Source organism: Streptomyces sp. NPDC006687, from assembly GCF_040636215.1.
Classification (GTDB): Bacteria; Actinomycetota; Actinomycetes; order Streptomycetales; family Streptomycetaceae; genus Streptomyces.
On record NZ_JBEYJJ010000014.1, the window covers coordinates 31,600 to 52,269 of the forward strand.

Annotated in this window: 20 protein-coding genes and 1 riboswitch; of the genes, 8 read left to right on the forward strand and 12 right to left on the reverse strand. The window is 71.7% G+C overall.

The features are described 5' to 3' along the window. Nucleotides 1–35 precede the first annotated feature (35 nt). On the reverse strand, nt 36–662 hold the full coding sequence (locus tag ABZ716_RS18565; protein WP_358813125.1) for a phosphoribosylanthranilate isomerase: 627 nt from the start codon (nt 660–662) through the stop codon (nt 36–38). A gap of 125 nt (nt 663–787) precedes the next feature. Between ABZ716_RS18565 and ABZ716_RS18570 the strand changes: the two genes are divergently transcribed. After that, nucleotides 788–1,453 carry a hypothetical protein gene (locus tag ABZ716_RS18570; RefSeq protein WP_358960099.1) on the forward strand — a complete coding sequence of 222 codons (666 nt, stop codon included), beginning with the start codon at nt 788–790 and terminating at the stop codon, nt 1,451–1,453. A 76-nt stretch (nt 1,454–1,529) separates the two neighbouring features. Here the strand turns inward: ABZ716_RS18570 and groL are convergent, their stop codons facing one another. The 4 genes from groL to thrC form a co-directional block, all read right to left on the reverse strand. Next, nucleotides 1,530–3,152 (reverse strand): chaperonin GroEL, encoded by a 1,623-nt coding sequence (gene groL, locus ABZ716_RS18575; protein WP_190187179.1) that lies wholly within the window; start codon nt 3,150–3,152, stop codon nt 1,530–1,532. Between the two features lie 343 nt (nt 3,153–3,495). Continuing rightward, nucleotides 3,496–3,702, reverse strand: a complete 207-nt coding sequence (locus tag ABZ716_RS18580; protein WP_008743607.1) for a cold-shock protein — start codon at nt 3,700–3,702, stop codon at nt 3,496–3,498. Between the two features lie 396 nt (nt 3,703–4,098). Then, a complete protein-coding gene (locus ABZ716_RS18585; RefSeq protein ID WP_042816999.1) occupies nt 4,099–4,377 on the reverse strand; it encodes a MoaD/ThiS family protein in 279 nt (92 codons plus the stop codon). A 36-nt stretch (nt 4,378–4,413) separates the two neighbouring features. After that, nucleotides 4,414–5,715, reverse strand: a complete 1,302-nt coding sequence (gene thrC, locus ABZ716_RS18590) for a threonine synthase (protein WP_351891049.1) — start codon at nt 5,713–5,715, stop codon at nt 4,414–4,416. Nucleotides 5,716–5,732: 17 nt separating this feature from the next. Then, nucleotides 5,733–5,871: riboswitch (SAM riboswitch) on the reverse strand. 205 nt (nt 5,872–6,076) lie between these two features. On the opposite strand from thrC, the gene ABZ716_RS18595 reads away from it, so the two are divergent. Both ABZ716_RS18595 and ABZ716_RS18600 read left to right on the forward strand, forming a co-directional pair. Then, nucleotides 6,077–7,027 (forward strand): glucosyl-3-phosphoglycerate synthase, encoded by a 951-nt coding sequence (locus tag ABZ716_RS18595; RefSeq protein WP_358813123.1) that lies wholly within the window; start codon nt 6,077–6,079, stop codon nt 7,025–7,027. A 61-nt stretch (nt 7,028–7,088) separates the two neighbouring features. Then, on the forward strand, nt 7,089–8,549 hold the full coding sequence (locus ABZ716_RS18600) for a trehalose-6-phosphate synthase (RefSeq protein WP_358960102.1): 1,461 nt from the start codon (nt 7,089–7,091) through the stop codon (nt 8,547–8,549). 521 nt (nt 8,550–9,070) lie between these two features. Here the strand turns inward: ABZ716_RS18600 and ABZ716_RS18605 are convergent. Together ABZ716_RS18605 and ABZ716_RS18610 are read right to left on the reverse strand one after the other, a co-directional pair. Beyond that, on the reverse strand, nt 9,071–9,325 hold the full coding sequence (locus ABZ716_RS18605) for a hypothetical protein (protein WP_358813118.1): 255 nt from the start codon (nt 9,323–9,325) through the stop codon (nt 9,071–9,073). Next, a complete protein-coding gene (locus ABZ716_RS18610) occupies nt 9,318–9,458 on the reverse strand; it encodes a hypothetical protein (RefSeq protein ID WP_358813119.1) in 141 nt (46 codons plus the stop codon). Before ABZ716_RS18610 ends, ABZ716_RS18605 begins: the two co-directional genes overlap by 8 nt. A 156-nt stretch (nt 9,459–9,614) precedes the next feature. On the opposite strand from ABZ716_RS18610, the gene ABZ716_RS18615 reads away from it, so the two are divergent. Beyond that, nucleotides 9,615–10,697: a helix-turn-helix transcriptional regulator gene (locus ABZ716_RS18615; RefSeq protein ID WP_358960240.1), complete on the forward strand. Its 1,083-nt coding sequence runs from the start codon at nt 9,615–9,617 to the stop codon at nt 10,695–10,697. A gap of 13 nt (nt 10,698–10,710) precedes the next feature. Continuing rightward, complete coding sequence (locus ABZ716_RS18620; RefSeq protein WP_358960104.1) at nt 10,711–11,289, forward strand: HD domain-containing protein; 579 nt, start codon at nt 10,711–10,713, stop codon at nt 11,287–11,289. Between the two features lie 625 nt (nt 11,290–11,914). Here the strand turns inward: ABZ716_RS18620 and otsB are convergent. From otsB to ABZ716_RS18635, 3 genes are read right to left on the reverse strand one after another with little or no spacing between them, the layout of a single operon-like run. Next, nucleotides 11,915–12,769 carry a trehalose-phosphatase gene (gene otsB, locus ABZ716_RS18625; protein ID WP_351891032.1) on the reverse strand — a complete coding sequence of 285 codons (855 nt, stop codon included), beginning with the start codon at nt 12,767–12,769 and terminating at the stop codon, nt 11,915–11,917. Between the two features lie 58 nt (nt 12,770–12,827). After that, on the reverse strand, nt 12,828–13,133 hold the full coding sequence (locus ABZ716_RS18630) for a DUF3263 domain-containing protein (RefSeq protein WP_358813117.1): 306 nt from the start codon (nt 13,131–13,133) through the stop codon (nt 12,828–12,830). Between the two features lie 47 nt (nt 13,134–13,180). Continuing rightward, a complete protein-coding gene (locus ABZ716_RS18635) occupies nt 13,181–14,485 on the reverse strand; it encodes an extracellular solute-binding protein (RefSeq protein ID WP_358960106.1) in 1,305 nt (434 codons plus the stop codon). 222 nt (nt 14,486–14,707) lie between these two features. On the opposite strand from ABZ716_RS18635, the gene ABZ716_RS18640 reads away from it, so the two are divergent. The 3 genes from ABZ716_RS18640 (at nt 14,708) to ABZ716_RS18650 (ending at nt 17,828) form a co-directional block, all read left to right on the forward strand. After that, nucleotides 14,708–15,640 (forward strand): ROK family protein, encoded by a 933-nt coding sequence (locus tag ABZ716_RS18640; RefSeq protein WP_358960242.1) that lies wholly within the window; start codon nt 14,708–14,710, stop codon nt 15,638–15,640. After that, the gene (nagA, locus tag ABZ716_RS18645; RefSeq protein ID WP_358960108.1) at nt 15,640–16,791 is read left to right on the forward strand and encodes an N-acetylglucosamine-6-phosphate deacetylase; all 1,152 of its coding nucleotides are present in this window, start codon (nt 15,640–15,642) and stop codon (nt 16,789–16,791) included. The genes ABZ716_RS18640 and nagA overlap by 1 nt, the downstream gene beginning before the upstream one ends. Before the next feature lie 104 nt (nt 16,792–16,895). Then, entirely contained in the window at nt 16,896–17,828 is a 933-nt protein-coding gene (locus ABZ716_RS18650) for a 1-phosphofructokinase family hexose kinase (RefSeq protein WP_358960111.1), read from the forward strand. Nucleotides 17,829–17,840: 12 nt separating this feature from the next. Here ABZ716_RS18650 and ABZ716_RS18655 read toward each other — a convergent pair whose 3' ends face one another. Then, complete coding sequence (locus ABZ716_RS18655; protein ID WP_358960113.1) at nt 17,841–18,851, reverse strand: CBM35 domain-containing protein; 1,011 nt, start codon at nt 18,849–18,851, stop codon at nt 17,841–17,843. A gap of 68 nt (nt 18,852–18,919) precedes the next feature. Further along, entirely contained in the window at nt 18,920–20,641 is a 1,722-nt protein-coding gene (gene cdgB, locus ABZ716_RS18660) for a diguanylate cyclase CdgB (protein ID WP_358960115.1), read from the reverse strand. Nucleotides 20,642–20,670: the final 29 nt, after the last annotated feature.

The window sequence follows — 20,670 nt, forward strand, 5'->3', positions numbered from 1 at the left end:
TTCTGCCCGCCGGCCAGGCCGACACCCCCATGTTCTCACACAGAGTAATCACATGATTGCGTGGCGGCATCGATGAAGGCCCGGATCAGCTCGGGGGACTTCACTCCGCGCTCCCGCTCGACCCCGCTGGAGACGTCCACGCCCCAGGCGCCGGTGGCCCGGACGGCCTCGCGGACGTTGGCCGGGCTGAGCCCGCCGGCCAGCAGCCAGCGGCCCTGCGGCGCCCTGAACTGGGCGGATCCCCAATTCCAGGGGGTGCCGGAGCCAGGGTCGGGGGCGTCGATCAGCAGCAGGTCCTCGCCGTACTCCCCGCAGCGCGCGACATGCTCGGCGGTGGCCCGCAGCAGGGTCCGGCCCGGGGCACGGAGTTCCTCGTAGAACCCGGGGCCTTCGTCGCCGTGCAGCTGCACCCCGCGCACGCCGCTCTCCTCGGTGAGCCGGCGCACCTCCTCCAGGGGCTGCCCCCGGAACACCCCGACGGTGAGCACCCCCTCCGGGACCCGCGCGCCGAGCTCCCGCGCCAGAGCCGCGGTGACCGTACGGGGGCTGCCCGGCGCGAGCACGAACCCGACGGCGCCGGCCCCGGCGGCCACGGCCACGTCGACGTCCTCGGGCGTCTTCAGCCCGCAGATCTTGATGAACACGCTCTCGCCCTCGCTCATACCGCCAGTCAACCAAACCCGGCCGTCCGGTGCCGCCGCGTCCCAGCAGGCGTCGGCCCCCTTTACCGGGCGCGGCCTTCGCGCTTCCCTGGAAGGGCGGGGACGAACCCCCGGGGGAGGCGGCCATGGCGGGGTGGGACGGGGGATGGGCCAGGGGGATCGGGCGCACGGCGGTGGCGGTGGCCGCGCCGCTGCTGGCCGCCGCCCTGGCTTTCGGCGCCGCCTGGGAGTCGGCGTACGGGCGGCTCGGCGGCTGGGGGTACCTCCTCGGCGGGGTGCTGCTGCCCCTGCTCCTGCTCGGGGGCCACGCCGCGCTCGCCGCGCGGCGCGAGGCCGGGGTCATCGCCGCGTCCGCCCTCCCGGCGGGTCTCGGGGCCATGCTGGCGCTGGTGTCGGTGGGGCACAGCGTGCTGGAAGACCGGGGCGTGGAGATCAGCTGCGTCGTCCTGAAGGTCACCCAGCGCACCGAGACGGACTCCTCCATGGACGCCGACGGCCACTGGACCACCACGAGCCGCACCTCGTACGGCCATCTGCTGCGCTGTCCCGCGGGCGGCCCGACCGAGTTGGACGCCTTCGCGCGGCTGGCGAAGGAGGGCCAGGCACTGGCGGTGGTGTACGACCCGCAGGGCAGGGTCGCCCCGCTGGCCGCCAGGCACGTCCACGGCGGGGGCATGCGCGTCGCGGCGGGGGTCACGGTCGGGGCGGCCGTCCTGCTGGGGCTGGCCGGCGCGGTCCACGAGGCGTACCAGAAGCGCGGGCGCCGGCCGCGCGGCGCGAGGCGGGGGTGAAACGCCCGAGGGCGGCACCCCTTCGCGTGGAAGGAGCGCCGCCCTCGGTCGAGAACAGCCGATCAGCCGAGGCCGATCAGAAGTCCATGTCACCGCCCGGCATGCCGCCCGGCGCACCGGCGCCGGCCTTCTCGGGCTTGTCGGCGATGACGGCCTCGGTGGTCAGGAACAGCGCGGCGATGGACGCGGCGTTCTGCAGCGCGGAACGCGTGACCTTCGCCGGGTCGATGATGCCCTCGGCGATCATGTCGACGTACTCGCCGGTCGCGGCGTTCAGACCGTGGCCGATCGGGAGGTTGCGCACCTTCTCCACGACGACGCCGCCCTCGAGACCACCGTTGACGGCGATCTGCTTCAGCGGGGCCTCCAGCGCGAGCTTCACGGCGTTGGCGCCGGTCGCCTCGTCACCGGTGAGCTCCAGCTTCTCGAAGACCGAGGACGCCTGGAGCAGGGCCACGCCACCACCGGCGACGATGCCCTCTTCGACGGCCGCCTTCGCGTTGCGGACGGCGTCCTCGATGCGGTGCTTGCGCTCCTTGAGCTCGACCTCGGTCGCGGCACCGGCCTTGATGACGGCCACGCCGCCGGCCAGCTTCGCGAGGCGCTCCTGGAGCTTCTCGCGGTCGTAGTCCGAGTCGGAGTTCTCGATCTCGGCGCGGATCTGGTTGACGCGGCCCTGGACCTGGTCGCTGTCACCGGCACCGTCGACGATGGTCGTCTCGTCCTTGGTGATGACGACCTTGCGGGCGCGGCCGAGCAGGTCGAGACCGGCGTTCTCCAGCTTGAGGCCGACCTCCTCGGAGATGACCGTGCCACCGGTGAGGATGGCGATGTCGCCGAGCATGGCCTTGCGGCGGTCGCCGAAGCCCGGGGCCTTGACGGCGACGGACTTGAAGGTGCCGCGGATCTTGTTGACGACCAGGGTCGACAGGGCCTCGCCCTCGACATCCTCGGCGATGATCAGCAGCGGCTTGCCGGACTGCATGACCTTCTCCAGGAGCGGCAGCAGGTCCTTGACCGAGCCGATCTTGGAGTTGACGATCAGGATGTACGGGTCGTCGAGGGACGCCTCCATACGCTCCATGTCGGTGGCGAAGTACGCCGAGATGTAGCCCTTGTCGAAGCGCATACCCTCGGTGAGCTCCAGCTCCAGACCGAAGGTCTGGGACTCCTCGACGGTGATGACGCCTTCCTTGCCGACCTTGTCCATGGCCTCGGCGATGAGCTCGCCGATCTGGGTGTCGGCGGCGGAGATGGAGGCCGTGGAAGCGATCTGCTCCTTGGTCTCGACATCCTTGGCCTGGGCGAGCAGGGCGGCGGAGACGGCCTCGACGGCCTTCTCGATACCACGCTTGAGGGCCATCGGGTTGGCACCGGCGGCCACGTTGCGCAGACCCTCGCGGACGAGCGCCTGGGCGAGGACCGTGGCGGTGGTCGTACCGTCGCCGGCGACATCGTCCGTCTTCTTGGCGACTTCCTTGACCAGCTCGGCGCCGATCTTCTCGTACGGGTCCTCGAGCTCGATCTCCTTGGCGATGGAGACGCCGTCGTTGGTGATCGTGGGCGCACCCCACTTCTTCTCAAGGACGACGTTGCGACCCTTGGGGCCAAGGGTGACCTTGACGGCGTCGGCGAGCTGGTTCATGCCACGCTCGAGACCGCGCCGGGCCTCCTCGTTGAACGAAATGATCTTGGCCATCTGAAGTGGTCCTCCAGGACTGGGGTTCCCCCTACGCCGCCAGACGTCAGGGGAGGGTGGATTGCTCCGGACCGCGCCCGCGCCCGCGACGGACGGCCTGCCGATCCGGCGGTTCCTTCCCGCCGGACCCTGCGGGCCTCACCGGCCCGGTCCTCGTCTTGTAGCACTCTCACCCGGAGAGTGCTAACGCCAATGATTAGCACTCGGCCCCTCCGAGTGCAAGCGGCTTCGAGCCATGCCGGGCGGGTCGGCGCACCGGACACACGTGAGGGGCCCGCATCCTGGACAGGATGTGGGCCCCTCACGTGTTGGTGCGTGCGTCGGTGGCCGATCGCGCTTCGACTCAGCCGGCCGCCAGCTTGACCATGTCAGCCTGCGGACCCTTCTGACCCTGCGAGATCTCGAACTCGACCCGCTGACCCTCTTCAAGGGTGCGGTACCCGTCCATCTGGATGGCGCTGTAGTGGACGAACACATCCGCACCACCGTCGACCGCGATGAAGCCGTAGCCCTTCTCCGCGTTGAACCACTTGACGGTGCCCTGAGCCATGCCTAACTCCCCTATTACTGGCCCTTGCGCAGGTCCGCACTTCGCGGACCCGGGTCAGAACTTGCGCCGGAACGCCTCGACCGGGGCTGAATGTATCTGCACCGCTGCTGTCTGCAACAGGTCATTCCGACGAGAAATCTGGACACGAACGCATGTGGAAATGGGCTGAAAATTTGGCCTATTCCTGGGCAAGTCGGGCCAGACAAGCCGCACCAATGCCCCAAAAGACACGTGCATGTTGACTCAATGTCAACCCTCTTCCTGCCCGTTCATATGCGGCGGGCAAGAACGACGGAGGGGACTTCCCCAACTCTACCGCGCCCAATCAAGCAGAATTGCCCCCTCCGCTTTTAGCGGAGGGGGCAATTCAGAATGCGGCGCGACGCTCTTCGCGCGTCAGCAGCCGCCCGCCACGGCGGGAATGATCGAAACGCCCGCGCCGTCCGGCGTCGCCGCCTGCAGGCCGCCCTCGAAGCGCACGTCGTCGTCGTTGACGTAGACGTTCACGAAGCGGCGCAGCTTGCCCTGGTCGTCCAGGACGCGCGCGGCGATGCCCGGGTGGTTCGCCTCCAGGGAGTCGATGACCTCGGCCAGGGTCGCGCCCTCGGCCGGGACCTCGGCGGCGCCGCCGGTGTAGGTGCGCAGGATGGTGGGGATGCGGACGTTGACGCTCATGGCGCTACCGCCTTTCCGTGTAGTGCGAGGGAAGGGTCAGGCCAGGCCGGCGGCGCGGAACGCGTCCAGGCTCGGGCGGATGGTGGCGGTCTGGCCGGTGCCGGCCACCGCCTCCAGGGTCTTGAGGCCGTCACCGGTGTTCAGGACCACGGTGGTCAGCGAGGGGTCCAGGAGCCCGTTCTCGATGAGCTTCTTCGTCACGCCGACGGTCACACCGCCCGCGGTCTCGGCGAAGATGCCCTCGGTCTGAGCCAGGATCCGGATCGCCTCGACGACCTGCTCGTCGTTGACGTCCTCGACGAAGCCGCCGGTGCGGCGGGCGATGTCGAGCACGTACGGGCCGTCCGCAGGGTTGCCGATGGCCAGGGACTTGGCGATCGTGTCCGGCTTCTGCGGGCGGACCACGTCGTGCCCGGCCTTGAAGGCGGTGGACACCGGGGAGCAGCCCTCGGCCTGGGCGCCGAAGATCCGGTACGGCTTGTCCTCGACCAGACCGAGCTTGATCAGCTCCTGGAGACCCTTGTCGATCTTGGTCAGCTGCGATCCGGACGCGATCGGGATGACGATCTGGTCGGGAAGCTGCCAGCCGAGCTGCTCACAGATCTCGTAGGCGAGGGTCTTGGAACCCTCCCCGTAGTAGGGGCGCAGGTTGACGTTGACGAAGCCCCAGCCCTCGCCCAGCGGGTCACCGATGAGCTCGGAGCAGAAGCGGTTGACGTCGTCGTAGTTGCCCTCGATGCCGACCAGCTCGCCACCGTAGACACCGGCCATGACGACCTTGCCCTGCTCCAGGTCGTGCGGGATGAACACGCAGGAGCGGAAGCCCGCGCGGGCCGCCGCCGCGCCGACGGCGCCGGCCAGGTTGCCCGTGGAGGAGCAGGAGAGGGTGGTGAAGCCGAACGCGCGGGCCGCCTCGACGGCGATGGCCACGACGCGGTCCTTGAAGGAGTGCGTCGGGTTGCCGGAGTCGTCCTTGACGTACAGCTTGCCGGTGACGCCCAGCTCCTTGGCCAGGTTCCGCGCGTCCACGAGCTTGGTGAACCCCGGGTTCAGGCTCGGCTTGGACGCCACGTCCGCGGGGACGGGCAGCAGCGGGGCGTAGCGCCAGATGTTGTTGGGGCCGGCCTCGATCGCCGCGCGCAGCGCCTCAGGGTCGCCGGCGGGCAGCTCGTAGGCGACCTCCAGCGGACCGAAGCACTCGACGCAGGCGAAGATGGGGCCGAGCTCGAAACGGGTACCGCACTCACGACAGGAAAGGCCGGTGGCGGGACCGAGATCGACGGATCCGGCGGCGGTGGACTCCGACGGGGCAGGGATAGCGGCGGTCTGTGCAGCCATGATGGCGAGGCCCTTTCTCCTCATCTTCCCCATGGCGCACTTCGCCATGAGACGGAATTGGCACCTTCCCTAGCCGGGGCCCCGCGCGAGCGAGAACCGACTGGAGGGTTGCCGGGGCTTCAACGGGCCGTGTCCCTCTGCCCCTCTGGATGAGCGGTATGGCACCGGCACACGCGCTCGATGGCGCGCCGGTGCGTTTGTGGCGAGGACCCCCGGCATGTGGCGGGCCTTCGCGTTGTTCAAGACTGTAACCGAAAGGGACGGCGCGTTGAGACGGCTGTCCGAAGCGCGAGATGGATCACGAACCGGCCGAAAACAGCCGGGTCCGATGCCGCCGCCGGATGATCAGGGAGTGCTGAGAGTGCTGGATGAGGTGGAGCGCTGGCTGGCCGACCGCTCCTGGTCCGCCGCCGACCGACCGCTCGACCAGCTGCTCGACCGGAAACGGGCGGCCGGGACCACCGTGAGCGTGGTACTGCCCGCCCTCGACGAGGAGGCCACGGTCGGACAGATCGTGGAGGTGATCCGGCGCGACCTGATCGAGGGGCTGCCGGTCCCCCTGGTCGACGAGCTCGTGGTGATCGACTCCGGGTCCGCCGACCGCACGGCCGAGATCGCGGCGAAGGCCGGCGCCCGGGTGGTGCACCGCGACGAGATCCTGCCGCGCGTCCCGGCCGTCCGCGGCAAGGGCGAGGTGCTGTGGCGCTCGCTGCTGGCCACCACCGGGGAGATCGTCTGCTTCGTCGACGCCGACCTGCGGGACTTCACCTCCGCCTTCGTCTCCGGCATCGTCGGCCCGCTGCTCACCGACCCGCAGGTGCAGTTCGTCAAGGCCATGTACGACCGCCCGCTGGGGGACGCCCCCGGCCAGGGCGGACGGGTCACGGAACTGGTGGCGCGGCCCCTGCTCAACCTCCACTGGCCCCAGCTGGCCGGCTTCGTCCAGCCGCTCGGCGGCGAGTACGCCGTACGCCGCTCCCTGCTGGAACGCCTGCCCTTCCCCGTCGGCTACGGGGTCGAGCTCGGGCTGCTCGTGGACGCCCTCCACACCGTCGGGCTGGACGCCCTCGCCCAGGTCGACGTGGGGGTCCGGCTGCACCGCCACCAGGACGGGCAGGCCCTGGGCCGGATGGCCGCGTCCATCTACCGCACCGCGCAGCTGCGGCTCTCGCGCGGGCACCTCACCCGGCCGGAGCTCACCCAGTTCGAGAGGGGGCCGGACGGGTTCGTTCCGCGCACCTACCCCGTGGACACGGAGGAACGGCCGCCCATGCTGGAGATAGAGGAGTACGCCGTCCGCCGCGTGGCCTGAGGTGGCGAACCGGTTGTTTCCCGGACGTTTGAGCGAGCGGACCCCGGGCTAGGTTCGCGGCATGGCTTCTCAGGTACTCGTCGCCGCCAACCGCGGCCCCCTCTCGTACGCCCTCGCCGCCGACGGCACTCTCAGTGCCCGGCGCGGCGGGGGCGGTCTGGTCTCCGGCCTCTCGGCGGCCCTCGCCGCCCAGCCGGAGGCCCTGTGGATCTGCGCGGCCCTCTCCGACGCCGACCGCGAGGCGGTCCGGCAGGGGGTCTCCGAGCCCGGGGTACGGATGCTGGACATCGATCCCGCGGTGTACGACGACGCGTACAACGGCATCGCCAACTCGGTGCTCTGGTTCACCCACCACCACCTGTACGACGTCCCCCGCGAACCCGTCTTCGACGCGGAGTTCCGGCGGCGCTGGGACTCGTACACCGCCTACAACCAGGCGTTCGCCGAAGCCCTGGCCGAGGAGGCCGCGCAGGGCGCCCGCGTCCTCGTCCAGGACTACCACCTGGCCCTGGTCCCCGGCGCCCTGCGGGAGCTGCGGCCGGACCTGCGGATCGCGCACTTCACGCACACCCCGTGGGCCTCGACGGACTTCCTGCACATGCTCCCCGACGACATCCGCAGCCGGCTGGTGTGGGGGATGCTCGGCGCGGACCAGCTGGGCTTCCACACCGCGGGATGGGCCGCCGCCTTCATCAGCGGCGCCACCATGGACGACGTCCACGGCGTCGCGGAGGGCTTCGTCCCCCGCGAGGACCACCAGGGCGGCGTCCACCACCGCGGGCCGGAGCGGGACGGCGGGTACGGGGAGGTGCGCTTCACCGGCGTCGGGCAGTACCCGCTCGGCGTGGACGGCGACGACCTGAAGGCCCTCGCCCACCGGCCGGAGGTCGACGAGAAGCTGGCCGGCCTGCGCGCGGAGGTCGCCGGGCGCAGGACGATCGTCCGCGTGGACCGGACGGAACTGTCGAAGAACATCCTGCGCGGCCTGCTGGCCTACCGCGAGCTCCTGACCCGCCACCCCGAGTGGCTCGGCCGCGTCGTCCACCTGGCCTCGGCCTACCCCTCCCGCCAGGACCTGGAGGTCTACCGCCGGTACACGGCGGCGGTGCGGGAACTGGCGGCGGAGATCAACGCGGAGTTCGGGACGGCGGACTGGCAGCCGGTGCACGTCTCGGTGGAGGACGACTTCGCCCGCTCCCTGGCGGCGTACCGGATGGCGGACGTGGCCCTGGTCAACCCGGTACGGGACGGCATGAACCTGGTCGCCAAGGAGATCCCGGTGGTCTCGGAGGCGGGCTGCGCCCTGGTCCTGTCGACGGGGGCGGGAGCGTACGAGGAACTCCACCAGGACGCCCTGACGGTCAACCCGTACGACGTCACGGCGACGGCCGAAGCCCTCCACACGGCCCTGTCCATGCCGGCCGAGGAACGCGCAGCCCGCACCAAACGCCTCGCGGCAGCCGCCACAGCCCTCCCCCCGGCGGCATGGTTCCGCGCCCAGCTGGAGTCCCTGGGAGGCTGACACCTCACGGCGCGGGCCCGCCATCTCCCCCGCGAGGGGTAGGGGCGGGCCGGTGGTCCGGGGGCGGCAGCCCGCCGGGCGGGAGTGAACAGCTGATCGGCCCCACGGCGATCGGGGCCTCACTCGGCGGTCTCAGGGATGCTTTGGGGCTTTCCCGTCCGTCTCATCGTCCTTCCGCGTCGGGCCGCCCTGTCAAGGGCGCTCCTTCGTCGCGTCGCTGCGCGATGGCCTCCGGCCACCCTTGACAGACCGTCCCGCCACGGAAAAACGAAGACTCCCGGGAAACCCCCAAAAGAACGGGCCGGTTCAGAGATGGACATGCGGCCCTGTCACAGACCCGAGGCAGGGCCGGGGGCCGGCAGACCGGGCATCCGGCCCCCTCGCCATGCCCCTCGGGACCCCCGTACGCATCAGATCGCTACGCGCTTCTCCCGTCTCAGCGTCCGCCACCCGTCTGGGGCTGGTACCCGCACCAAACGCCAACCAGAGCAGTGTTCGGGGCCGGGGGGCGCATCACATCGCTACGCGCTTCTCATTTCTCGGCGTCCGCCGCCCGTCTGGGGCTGGTCATAAGCGGGCTGGACGTTGGCGACGGCAGTGGTGAACTCACGGCCGGAGGCGGCGCGGATGTAGGCCAGTTCCATCCAGTACTCGGATCCGGTGTCCGAGACGTTCTCGTTGATCACGGCCATCAGCACGCCTTCGGTGCCGGAAGCGATGTCGCGGACGCGGCGGCGGAGGAGGCGATGGGGCACGTACTCGTACTGCTCACTCATGGGACGCCTCTTCCATGGAGTCGAGGAAGCGCTCCCAGCCCAGGCTTGCACGTTCCAGAAGCTCTTGACTGATGGCGGGCCTTTCATTGAGCGGGCGTTCTGTGTCAGCTGCGGTGTTCTCTGCCGCGTCCAAACCAGCCTCCTTGTCGCTACGCTGAGTGGTCCGACTGTCACTGCCACACACGAGCGTAGGTACGTGGCCGAGCCGGTCGAAGTGACCGCCGGTACGAGTAGTCGGCGACGAACGCGAAGGTAGAGAGGTGCCGTGGTCGGCAAAGGGCGCTCCACCCTGACCGCTGGTGCGGGTAGTCGACGGCCCGGCCGTCCCGGAACCGTTGCCGGGTACGTCTTCCGGGTCATCCGGGAACAGCTCGGCCACACTCAGGACAGCTTGGCCGAGGTATTCAACATCTCGGCCGATGCCATCGCCGGATGGGAATCCGGTAGACGGCCGCTCACGTCCCTCTCCATCGGGCAGACGCTCGTGCACCGCCACAGACTCATGCGCATGGGGGCTCCGGCAGCTTTGCTCATCGCCCTGGAGAGGGCGATGGAGGCGGACGTCCTGATCTCCAGCGCCCTTGACGGGAACAGCAGCCCGCTCGGCGCGTGGGTCATGCAACGCGACTTGGTCGAAGTCCTGGCATGGCCGCTCAACGGCGTGGCCCCCGAGTCGATGTGTGCGCTGCCGCCTTCGAGCCGTTCCCGTCGCGGCCCGGTGCCGAGTGGCCCCGAACTGGGTTCCGAAGAACGTACTCGGTTCTTCCAGCACGTGCGCAAGACGGCCGAGGAGGCCCGTGGCGGGGATCAGTTCCTGTTACGTCGGCAAGCCTTGTACCTCGCGGGCTACGACCAGGCAGTGGATACCGTGGGCTGGCTGGAACAGCAGCAGAAGGCCGAAAAACCCGATGACTGGCTCACCCACTGGCTCAGCGCCCGCTCCATGGCCGCCGTTACGGCGCGCCACGGAGACTTGGACCGCATGCGGCACTTCATTTCCAGCACGCTTGAGGACGACGACGTCGGCGAGTCCGCCAATCTGAACTACTGGGCCTACTGGATCGGCGAGGGCACGCACCCCCAACTGTCCGACGATTTCATCGTCGGAGCCACCACCGCGTCCTGGCAGGGTCACAAGTTGTTCCAGCACCTGGTGAAGGGGCTTGCTCCGCAGCAAGGCTTCTTCGACCTGAACGTCCACACGCTCTGGGCTCTCCTTGCCATCCGCCCCACCCTTCTGCGGACCCCTTCTTCCGCCGGCCAGAACCTGCGAGCCCGGATGCCTGTGCTGTTGGATGGCACCGGGCCCTCGACCCGTGCGCGTCGCGAGCTCGAAGGCATTCGGTACGCGATCCGCCTCGCAGAGGCGTGAGAAGGAGACAGACGTGGCTGACGACCTGTCCGCGGTGGCCAACTTCCTCTACGAGGCCGGCACGCTCAAGAACGCGCGCCGTACGGGCTGGTGGATGGCCGGTGTCAACAACCCCGAGAGCGTGGCCGAGCACTCCTGGCGCACAGCCCTGATCGCCTCCGTCATCGCAAAGCTGGAGGGAGCGGACCCCGCACGCGCCGCCTTCCTCGCGGTGTGGCACGACACCCAGGAAACCCGCACCGGAGACGTGAACCACCTCGGCAAGAAGTACTCCACCGCCGCCGACCCCGTGGCGGTCACGGCCGACCAGACGGCGGGGATGCCCGAACTGCTTGCCACGGCCCTCCAGGACCTGGTGGCTGAGTACGAGGCCAAGGAGACACCCGAGTCGGTTTGTGCCCGTGACGCGGACAAACTGGAGTGCATGCTGCAGGGAATCGAATACAAGGCGCAGGGCCACACCAGCGCACAGAGGTGGATCGACAACAGCCGCAGCCGGCTGACCACGGAAACCGCCCAGCGCCTCGCCGATGAACTCCTTGGCCAGGATCCCCTCACCTGGCTCCGTGCTGCCATGGCCGAGCAGCCCTGACCCCCAGGGCCCACCACCGGCCCCAGACGGCCGTCGGCCGCCGAGAAATGAGAAGCGCGTAGCGATCTGATGCGCCCCCCGGCGCCGGATGCTGCTCTGGTTGGCGTTTGGTGCGGGTACCAGCCCCAGACGGGCGGCGGACGCTGAGACGGGAGAAGCGCGTAGCGATCTGATGCGTACCGGGACGCCGAGGGGCATGGCGAGGGGGCCGGATGCCCGGTCTGCCGGCTCCCGGCCCTGCCTCGGGTCTGTGACAGGGCCGCATGTTCATCTCTGAACCGGCCCGTTCTTCTGGGGGTTTCCCGGGAGTCTTCGTTTTTCCGTGGCGGGACGGTCTGTCAAGGGTGGCCGGAGGCCATCGCGCAGCGACGCGACGAAGGAGCGCCCTTGACAGGGCGGCCCGACGCGGAAGGACGATGAGACGGACGGGCAAGCCCCAAAGCATCCCTGAGACCGCTGAGTGAGGCCCCGGTCCCCCAGGCCCCGGGCGGCTGTCCACTCCCGCCCGGCGGGGTACCGCCCCCCGGACCACCGGCCCGCACCCCGGGAGGCGGGTGGGCAGCCACCGGCCCGCCCCTACCCCTCGCGGGGGAGATGGCGGGCCCGCGCCGGGACGGCCCCGGGGCTACCCCCGGATCGCCGCCGCCAGCTGGGCCAGGAAGGCCGCTACCGCGCCTGGGCCCGGGAGGACCAGGTCGGCTCGGGCGGCGAGTTCCGGGACTTCCGCCGAGCCGCTGCACACCAGGAGGCCCGGGAGGCCCTCCGCGCGGCGCTTCTCCACCGCCGAGTACGCCGCGAGGTCGCCCAGGTCGTCCCCCGCGTACAGGACCGGGCCCGCGTCCCGCTCGCGGAGGAACTCGGTCAGTGCGACGCCCTTGTCCATGCCCGGCGGGCGCAGTTCCAGTACGGCGCGCCCCGGCTCGACGATCAGCCCGTGGCGGGCGGCCAGTTCCGCGAGGGGTTCGCGCAGGGCCTCGAACGCCGCCTCGGGGTCGGCGGCGCGCCGGGTGTGGACGGCCAGTGCCCGGCCCTTCTCCTCGATCCAGGTCCCGCGCCAGGCGCCGATGGCGTCGAGGAAGCCGGGCAGCTCAGCCCGTACCGACGCCACGCCGGGGTGTTCGGCGGGGGCGTGCACGACGCCGCTGACGGCGTCCCAGCGCTCGGCGCCGTAGTGCCCGAGGACGACCAGGTGCTCCAGTCCGGGCACCCCGGCGAAGCCGCCGTGGCGGACGGCGACCCCGGCCGGCCGGCCGGTGACCACGGCCACGGCGGCCACCTCGGGGGCCAGCGCCGAGAGCGCGGGGACGGCGTCGGGGTGGGCGCGGGCCTGGTCGGGGTCGGGGACGATGTCGGCGAGGGTTCCGTCGAAGTCGAGGGCGACGACGGCTCTGCGCGGTGTGCGCAGGAGGGCTTGCAGTCCCTCCCGTCCGGCGGCAGTGGCGGGCACGGGCATCGGCGGCTGGTGCGGATGGCTCCCCATGATGATGACCCTACCGGCGCGGCCGGGACCCCGCCCAGCCCCCTCCCCTGCCCCCGTCCTACCGGCGGGCCCGCTGGGCCTCGCGCAGGCGGCGGAGGCGGTTGACGGTGGTGGGGGCGTGGGCGAGGGCGCGGGGGTCGTCCATGAGGGTGTTGAGCAGCTGGTAGTAGCGGACGGGGCTCAGCCCGAGCCCCTCGCGTATCGCGCGCTCCTTGGCCCCGGGCCCGGGCCAGCTGCGCCCCTCGTACGCGAGCACGGCGGCCTCGGCGTCGGTCAGCCGGGAGCTCGCAGCCCCCGTCACCACGCCCGCCTCCCCGCCCGTCTCACCGCCCGGCTGCCCGTCGCGTCGCCCGTCGTCCGTCATACGGCCAGATTAACGCCGCCCACCGACACCCTCCCGGGCCGCCGGGCCTACCTCTCCCCGTCCGCCTTGCGGGCCGAGGTCGCGATCTGTTCGAGGATCTTCGCCGGCTGGCCCCCCGGCTGGACCGCCTTGCCGATGTTCTGCTTGACGTCCTCACTGACCTGCGCCCAGGACTTCTTGCCCACCGGGTACAGACGGGCGCTCGGCAGTGCGGTGAGGAAGGTGCGCAGCTGGCCGGCCGGCCCGCCGTTCGCGGACTCCATCGCCCGGTAGCCGCTGGTGGTGACGGGCAGGAGGTCGTACTGGCTGGTGAAGGCGGTCACGTTCTTCGCCGTGTACAGCTGGTCGAGGAACTTGCCGGCCTCCTTCTTGTGGCCGTTCTTGAACGCCATGACCCAGTCGGCGACGCCCATCGTGGAGTGGTCGGCGCCGTCGGCGGTCGGCATGGCGACCATGCCGAACTTCACGCCCTTCCCGGCCGCCTGCTTCAGCAGCGTGGGGTGGCCGTTGAGCATGCCGACCTCGCCCCGGGTGAAGGCGTCGAAGGCGGCCTGGCGGTCGAGCTTGCCGGGTTCGACGGGACCGGTGAGGCCCTGGCCGACCATGCGGTCGCGCAGGAACTCGAAGGTCTTGACGTTCTCCGGGGAGTCGATCGCGTACGCCTCCTCGTTGTCGGTGTAGCCGCCACCGCCGGAGAGCATCCACATCATCGTCTCGGCCTGGGCCTCCTCGCGGCCCAGGGGCAGCGCGAAGGGGGTGGGGACGCCCGCCGCCTTCAGCTTCCGGGCGGCCGCCTCGACGTCCGCCCAGCTCTTGGGCTGCCAGGGGGCGGAGCCGTCCTTGGGGATGATGCCGGCGTCGCCGAGGAGCTTGGTGTTGTAGAAGAGCAGCCGCGTGCTGGCCACGAACGGCAGGCCGTACTGGACGCGGCGCACCTTGCCGGCGTCGGCGAGCGGGGCGAGGAAGTCGGCCTCGGTCTTGACGGAGAGCAGCTCGTCGGCGGTGTAGAGCTTGCCGGCCTCGGCGTAGTCGGCGTAGGCGCCGATCTGGGCGATGTCGGGGGCCTTGCCGGCCTTGACCATGTCGGCGACCTTGGCGTCGACCTCCGACCAGGAGTAGACGCTGACCTCGACCTTGACGCCGGGGTTGTCCTTCTCGAAGGCGGTGGCGAGGTTCTTCCAGTAGCCGGCGGAGGAGTTCTGCGGATTGTCGCCGTAGTCGGCCGCCACGACCCGGAGGGTCACCTCGTTGTCCCCGGAGAGGCCCGGCATGGCCCCACAGCCCGTGAGCGTCACGCCGGTCAGCCACAGTGCGGCTCCGGACGCGGCCAGCCTCAGGTAACGGCCCTTCACAGTTCTCGATCCACCCCTGGTTGTACGTACGATCCCACGTAAGGTCTACACCACTTTGGCGGTCTCTCCCCAACCGGAAGCGGCCTCCCCCGCTGACTGTGTCCGGACCGTGTCCGGACATGCGGGCGCACGGCTTCCGGATTTGTATGGCCGGTCAACAATCCCGCCCAATGGACTAGACCTTTCCCCTTCGAGCACGCGAGACTGTCTGCTGTGAAACCCGTGAAACACGTCATCGCCCTCGATGTGGGCGGCACCGGGATGAAGGCCGCCCTCATCGCCGCCGACGGCACCCTGCTGCACCAGGCGCGCCGCGCCACCGGCCGCGAGCGGGGCGCCGGCGCCGTCGTCGAGACGATCCTGGACTTCGCCGACGAGCTCCTCGCCCTCGGCCGGGACCGCTTCGGCGCGGCCGCCTCGGCCGCCGGGGTCGCCGTCCCCGGCATCGTCGACGCCGAGCACGGCATCGCCGTGTACGCGGCGAACCTGGGCTGGCGCGAGGTCCCGCTGCGCGAGCTGCTCAGCGCGCGCCTCGGCGGGATCCCGGTGGCGCTGGGCCACGACGTCCGCACGGGCGGGCTCGCCGAGGGCCGCATCGGCGCCGGCCGGGGCGCCAGCCGCTTCCTGTTCGTGCCGCTGGGCACCGGCATCGCCGGCGCCATCGGCATCGCGGGCCGTATCGAGGCCGGGGCCCACGGCTACGCCGGGGAGATCGGTCACATCGTGGTCCGCCCCGGCGGCCCCGCCTGCGGCTGCGGACAGCACGGCTGCCTGGAGACCCTGGCCTCCGCCTCCGCCGTCTCCCGCGCCTGGGCGGCCGCCTCGGGCGACCCCGGGGCGGACGCCGCCGACTGCGCCAAGGCCGTGGAGTCGGGCGACGTACGCGCCGAGGAGGTCTGGCTCGCCGCCATCGGCGCGCTCGCCGACGGGCTCGTCACCGCGATCACCCTGCTGGACCCCGGCACGCTGATCATCGGTGGCGGGCTGGCCGAGGCGGGGGAAACCTTGTTCACACCACTGCGGACCGCCGTCGGGGAACGCGTGACGTTCCAGCGGCTGCCCGAGATCGTTCCGGCCGCCCTCGGGGACACCGCCGGATGCCTGGGCGCAGGGCTGCTCGCCTGGGACCTACTCGCCACGGAGGTACCTGCCTGATGTCCGGACGCGCACAGAGCACCGTTCTCTCCGGCGCCAGGGTGGTGCTGCCCACCGGGATCGTGGCGGGTGGCCGCGTCATCGTCGAGGGCTCCCGCATCGCGGGCAGCGCCCACGAGGACTCCGGCGTCCTCGACCTGTCGGGGCACTGGATCGTCCCCGGCTTCGTGGACATGCACAACCACGGCGGCGGCGGTGCCTCCTTCACCTCCGGGACCGCCGAGGAGGTCCTCAGCGGCGTACGGACCCACCGCGAGCACGGCACCACCACCCTCGTCGCCTCCACCGTCACCGGCGGCCTCGACGAGCTGGCCCGCCGCGCCGCGCTCCTCGCCGAGCTCACCCAGCAGGGCGAGATCGCCGGCGTCCACTTCGAGGGGCCCTTCATCAACCCCTGCCGCAAGGGCGCGCACAAGGAGGACCTGCTGCGCGACCCCGACCCGGCCGAGGTCCGCAAGCTGATCGACGCCGCGCACGGCGCCGCCCGCATGGTCACCCTCGCCACCGAGCTCCCGGGCGGGCTGGACTCCGTACGCCTGCTCGCGGAGCACGGGGTCATCGCGGCGGTCGGCCACACGGACTCCACGTACGAGCAGACGCGCCAGGCCATCGACGCGGGCGCGACCGTCGCCACCCACCTCTACAACGCGATGCCCGGCCTGGAGCACCGCGCCCCCGGCCCGATCGCGGCGCTGCTGGAGGACGAGCGGGTCACCGTCGAGCTGATCAACGACGGCACCCACCTGCACCCGGCGATGCTGGAGCTGGCCTTCCACCACGCCGGCGCCCACCGCGTCGCGCTGATCACCGACGCGATGGACGCGGCCGGCTTCGGCGACGGCACCTACCACCTGGGGCCGCTGGAGGTGGAGGTCCGGGACGGGGTCGCCCGGCTCGTCGAGGGCGGTTCCATCGCGGGTTCCACCCTCACCCTCGACACGGCCTTCAAGCGGTCGGTGACGGTGGACCGGCTGCCGGTGGAGTCCGTGGTGCAGGCGATCTCCGCGAACCCGGCCAAGCTGCTCGGCCTCTACGACGAGGTGGGCTCGCTGGAGCCGGGCAAGTACGCCGACCTGGTGGTCCTGGACGCGGAATTCGACGTCAAGGGCGTCATGCGGCGGGGCGAATGGATCGTCAGCCCGCTGGGCTGAACCGGCCCTTCCGCCCTACCGGAGCGGGGCGGCGGCCCCGCAGGACTGGGCTGGCCGCCCTCCATTTGGCATGATCCCGGCACACACCAAGACCGGGACTGGCCATGATCCTCACCGTGACGCTCAACACCGCGCTCGACGTCACCCACCGGGTGCCGCGACTGCTGCCGCACACCTCCCACCGGGTCACCGACGTCACCGAACGCGCCGGCGGCAAGGGGCTGAACGTGGCCCGCGTGCTCGCCGCGCTCGGCCACGAGGTGACGGCGACGGGCTTCGCGGGCGGCCCGGCGGGCGTCGTCGTACGGGAGCTGCTCGCCGGCTCCCCCGGCGTGGTGGACGCCCTCGTCCCCTGCACCGGCCCCACCCGCCGCACGCTGGCCGTCGTCGACGAAAGCTCGGGCGACACCACCCAGTTCAACGAGCCGGGCCCGCAGATCACCGCCGCCGAATGGTCGGCCTTCCTCGACCGGTACGCCGAACTCGCCTCCGGTGCCCGGGCGGTGGCCCTGTGCGGGAGCCTGCCGCCGGGCGTGCCGGTGGGGGCGTACGCGGTCCTGGTACGGGCGGCCCGCGCGGCCGGAGCCCCCGTCCTGCTCGACACCAGCGGCGAGGCCCTGCGGCGCGGGGTCGCCGCCCGACCGGAGATCATCAAGCCGAACGCGGCGGAACTCGCCGAGCTGACGGGCTCGCGCGACCCGCTCCCGGCCACCCGCGCCGCCCGCCGCCGGGGCGCCCACGCGGTGGTGACCTCCCTGGGCCCCGCCGGCCTCCTGGCCGCCACCCCCGACGGCACCTGGCAGGCCACCCCGCCCCGCCCCCTGCGCGGCAACCCGACGGGCGCGGGCGACTCGGCGGTGGCGGGCCTCCTGTCGGCCCTGGCGGAAGACCTCCCCTGGCCGGACCGCCTCACCCGCGCGACAGCCCTCTCGGCGGCCACGGTCCACGCCCCGGTGGCGGGCGAATTCGACCCCCGCACCTACGCGGAGGTACGGGGGTCGGTGAAGGTCACGGCCGTCGCGGCGGACGGACGGTGAGGGAGCCGTCGATCAGCCCTGGTCGAGCCAGAGCTGGTCGATGTTGACGTTGCACTTGTTGCCGGCCTCGCACGACATCTTTATCGTGTTCGTCCCCTTGTTGAGGGAGACCTGACCCCAGGTGGTCTGCCAGCCGTTCTCCCAGTCGCCCTTGGGGGAGTTGGCGAAGTTGCGCATGTTCAGCGGCGTGCTGTTGGGCTTGCCGTTGACCGCCAGGGTGGCGTTGGCGTCCTCGCCCGGGATGCCGAAGCGCACGTAGAAGCGGTAGGTCCCCGCCTTGGGCACGTCCAGCGTCCAGGTCAGCGCCGCGCCGGGCTGGTTGAAGTTGCCGACGTACTGGCCGCCCGCGCTCTTGGCCCCGGGCACGGTCGTCTGCAGGACCGCCCCGCCGGTGAGGGCCATACCGGCCCCGGCCGCCTCGCCCTTGGGCAGCGGGGTCTTCGCGGGCTCCGGAGAGCGGCTCGGCTCCGGTTCGGCGGAGCTCTTCTGCGGCAGCGCCGAGGCCGAGGGGCCCGTGGCCTGGTTCTTGTTCTTGTCGTCGTCCTTGCCGAAGACCACCGCCGCGCCGATGCCGATCCCGACCGCCGCCACCACCGCGGCCGCCGCGATGATCAGGCCCTTGCGGCTGGAGCCGCCGCCGCGGCCGCGGCCGCCGGCGGGGCGGGCTATCGGCTGGGTGGGCGGGGACGGCTGCTGCGGGACGCCGTAGCCGCTGGCCTGGAGGGCCTCGGGGGCCTGGTACTGGGCCTGGTAGCCCTGCGGGGGCTGCTGGGGGACGGCGCCGCGCTGGCCGCCGTACGTCCGCTCGCCGACCGTGCGCACCTGGTTGTACGAGGTGCGGGGGACCCCGGGCTGCGCGCCGGGCTGCCCTCCGACCGCGGGGCCGGGGTAGCCGTATCCGCCGCCCTGACCGGGCGGGGTGGCTCCGGCGGCCTGGCCGTCCGCGTAGAGGTAGCCGAACGGATCGTCGTCCTCGGGCTGGTTCGCCCCACCGTGCGGGCCGTTGTTCGCGGGCGTCGTCATCGCAGGTCACTCCTTTCGACCCACGGGAGCCTACCCCGAACATGTGCGCCCACGGGCTGCCGTTCCGCTCAGCCGGCCCGGCGGTGGGCCTTGGAGCGGGACCGCTTCTCGATGTACATCCGCTGGTCGGCCGAGCGCAGCACCTCGTCCGCCGACATCCCGCAGCTGGCCCAGCCGATGCCGAAACTGGCGCCGACCCGCACGGCCCGCCCGTCCACCCGGATCGGCGGGATGATCGCGTTGCGCAGCCGTACGGCCAGATCGGCGGCGTCGGCCGCGCCGAGGCCGTCGGCGAGGACGACGAACTCGTCACCGCCGAGCCGGGCCACCGTGTCCCCGTCGCGGACGCCGGTCGTCAGCCGCCGGGCCACCTCGATGAGGACGGCGTCGCCGGTGTGGTGCCCGAACCGGTCGTTGATCGACTTGAAGCCGTCGAGGTCGCAGAAGAGCACCGCGAGGCCCTTGGTGCCGTCGTCGAGGTCGGAGTCGGGCGCCACCGTGTGCACGTGGTGGTCGTACGGCCCCTCGGGCTGCCCCGGGAAGCCGGCGGGGAACTCTCCGGGGAAGTCGAACCCGTCTCCCGCCTGCCCCGCACCGGCGGCGGCGTACCCGCTGTCGTAGCCGTGCTCCCCGGCGGCGCCCTGCACGCTCCCCTCCGGCCGGCCCTCGTAGGCCGCGTCCAGCGCCTCCACCGCGCCCGCCCGCACCGACTGCGGCCGCCGGCACAGCCGCGCCCCGAGCCGGGCGCGCAGCTCGGCGCTGTTGGGCAGGCCGGTGAGGGAGTCGTGGCTGGCCCGGTGCGCCAGCTGGAGCTCGTGCCGCTTGCGCTCCTCGATGTCCTCGACGTGCGTGAGCAGGAACCGCGGCCCGTCGGCGGCGTCCGCGACGACGGAGTTGCGCAGGCTCACCCAGACGTACGTCCCGTCCCGCCGCCCCAGCCGCAGCTCGGCCCGGCCGCCCTCGGCGGAGGTGCGCAGCAGCGTCCCGATGTCCTCGGGGTGGACGAGGTCGGAGAAGGAGTACCGGCGCAGCACGGAGGCGGGCCGGCCGAGCAGCCGGCACAGGGCGTCGTTGGTCCGCAGCAGCCGGCCGTGCTGGTCGCCGCCCATCTCGGCGATGGCCATGCCGCTCGGCGCGTACTCGAACGCCTGCCGGAAGGACTCCTCGCTGGCCCGCAGCGCCTGCTGCTCGCGCTCCAGCCGCACCAGGGCGCGCTGCATGTTCGCGCGCAGGCGCGCGTTGCTGATCGCAATGGCCGCCTGGAAGGCGTACATCTGGAGGGCCTCGCGCCCCCAGGCGCCGGGGCGGCGGCCGTTGCGCGGTCTGTCCACCGAGATGACACCCAGGAGTTCCCCGCCCGTCGCATACATCGGGGCGTAGAGCCGGTCCTCGGGGTGCCACTCGTCCTCGAAGCGCGGATCGGGCCCGTCGGTGTGCCACTGGGGTACGTCGTCCTCCAGCAGGACCCAGCCCTCGGTGTGCGGGATGAACCGCAGACCGTCCCACTCCTCGCCCATGGTGAGGCGGCGCTCCCAGGCGGCGCGGGAGCCGACGCGGCCGGTGATGAGGGCTTCGGCGGCCGGGTCACCTGCGAAAGCGGCGACGACGAGGTCCCCGTCAGGGCGTACGAGGTTGACGCAGGCGAGTTCGTAGCCGAGGCCGCGCACGATGCCGTCCACGACGGTCTGCAGAGTGTCCGCCAGGCTCCGGGCCGTGTTGAGCTCGGCCACCACCTGGTGCAGCTGCCGCAGGGTCGCAAGACGGACGTACGGCTCCGACTCGGTCTCCATTGCTCGCTCTCCCCGAGACCTCGACAGCA

Bases quoted from the DNA above. Each gene is read 5' to 3' on its own strand.
- ABZ716_RS18565 (WP_358813125.1), bottom strand. From the start codon at position 662: ATGAGCGAGGGCGAGAGCGTGTTCATCAAGATCTGCGGGCTGAAGACG.
- ABZ716_RS18570 (WP_358960099.1), top strand. From the start codon at position 788: ATGGCGGGGTGGGACGGGGGATGGGCCAGGGGGATCGGGCGCACGGCG.
- groL (WP_190187179.1), bottom strand. From the start codon at position 3,152: ATGGCCAAGATCATTTCGTTCAACGAGGAGGCCCGGCGCGGTCTCGAG.
- ABZ716_RS18580 (WP_008743607.1), bottom strand. From the start codon at position 3,702: ATGGCTCAGGGCACCGTCAAGTGGTTCAACGCGGAGAAGGGCTACGGC.
- ABZ716_RS18585 (WP_042816999.1), bottom strand. From the start codon at position 4,377: ATGAGCGTCAACGTCCGCATCCCCACCATCCTGCGCACCTACACCGGC.
- thrC (WP_351891049.1), bottom strand. From the start codon at position 5,715: ATGGCTGCACAGACCGCCGCTATCCCTGCCCCGTCGGAGTCCACCGCC.
- ABZ716_RS18600 (WP_358960102.1), top strand. From the start codon at position 7,089: ATGGCTTCTCAGGTACTCGTCGCCGCCAACCGCGGCCCCCTCTCGTAC.
- ABZ716_RS18605 (WP_358813118.1), bottom strand. From the start codon at position 9,325: ATGAGTGAGCAGTACGAGTACGTGCCCCATCGCCTCCTCCGCCGCCGC.
- otsB (WP_351891032.1), bottom strand. From the start codon at position 12,769: ATGGGGAGCCATCCGCACCAGCCGCCGATGCCCGTGCCCGCCACTGCC.
- ABZ716_RS18630 (WP_358813117.1), bottom strand. From the start codon at position 13,133: ATGACGGACGACGGGCGACGCGACGGGCAGCCGGGCGGTGAGACGGGC.
- nagA (WP_358960108.1), top strand. From the start codon at position 15,640: ATGTCCGGACGCGCACAGAGCACCGTTCTCTCCGGCGCCAGGGTGGTG.
- ABZ716_RS18650 (WP_358960111.1), top strand. From the start codon at position 16,896: ATGATCCTCACCGTGACGCTCAACACCGCGCTCGACGTCACCCACCGG.
- ABZ716_RS18655 (WP_358960113.1), bottom strand. From the start codon at position 18,851: ATGACGACGCCCGCGAACAACGGCCCGCACGGTGGGGCGAACCAGCCC.
- cdgB (WP_358960115.1), bottom strand. From the start codon at position 20,641: ATGGAGACCGAGTCGGAGCCGTACGTCCGTCTTGCGACCCTGCGGCAG.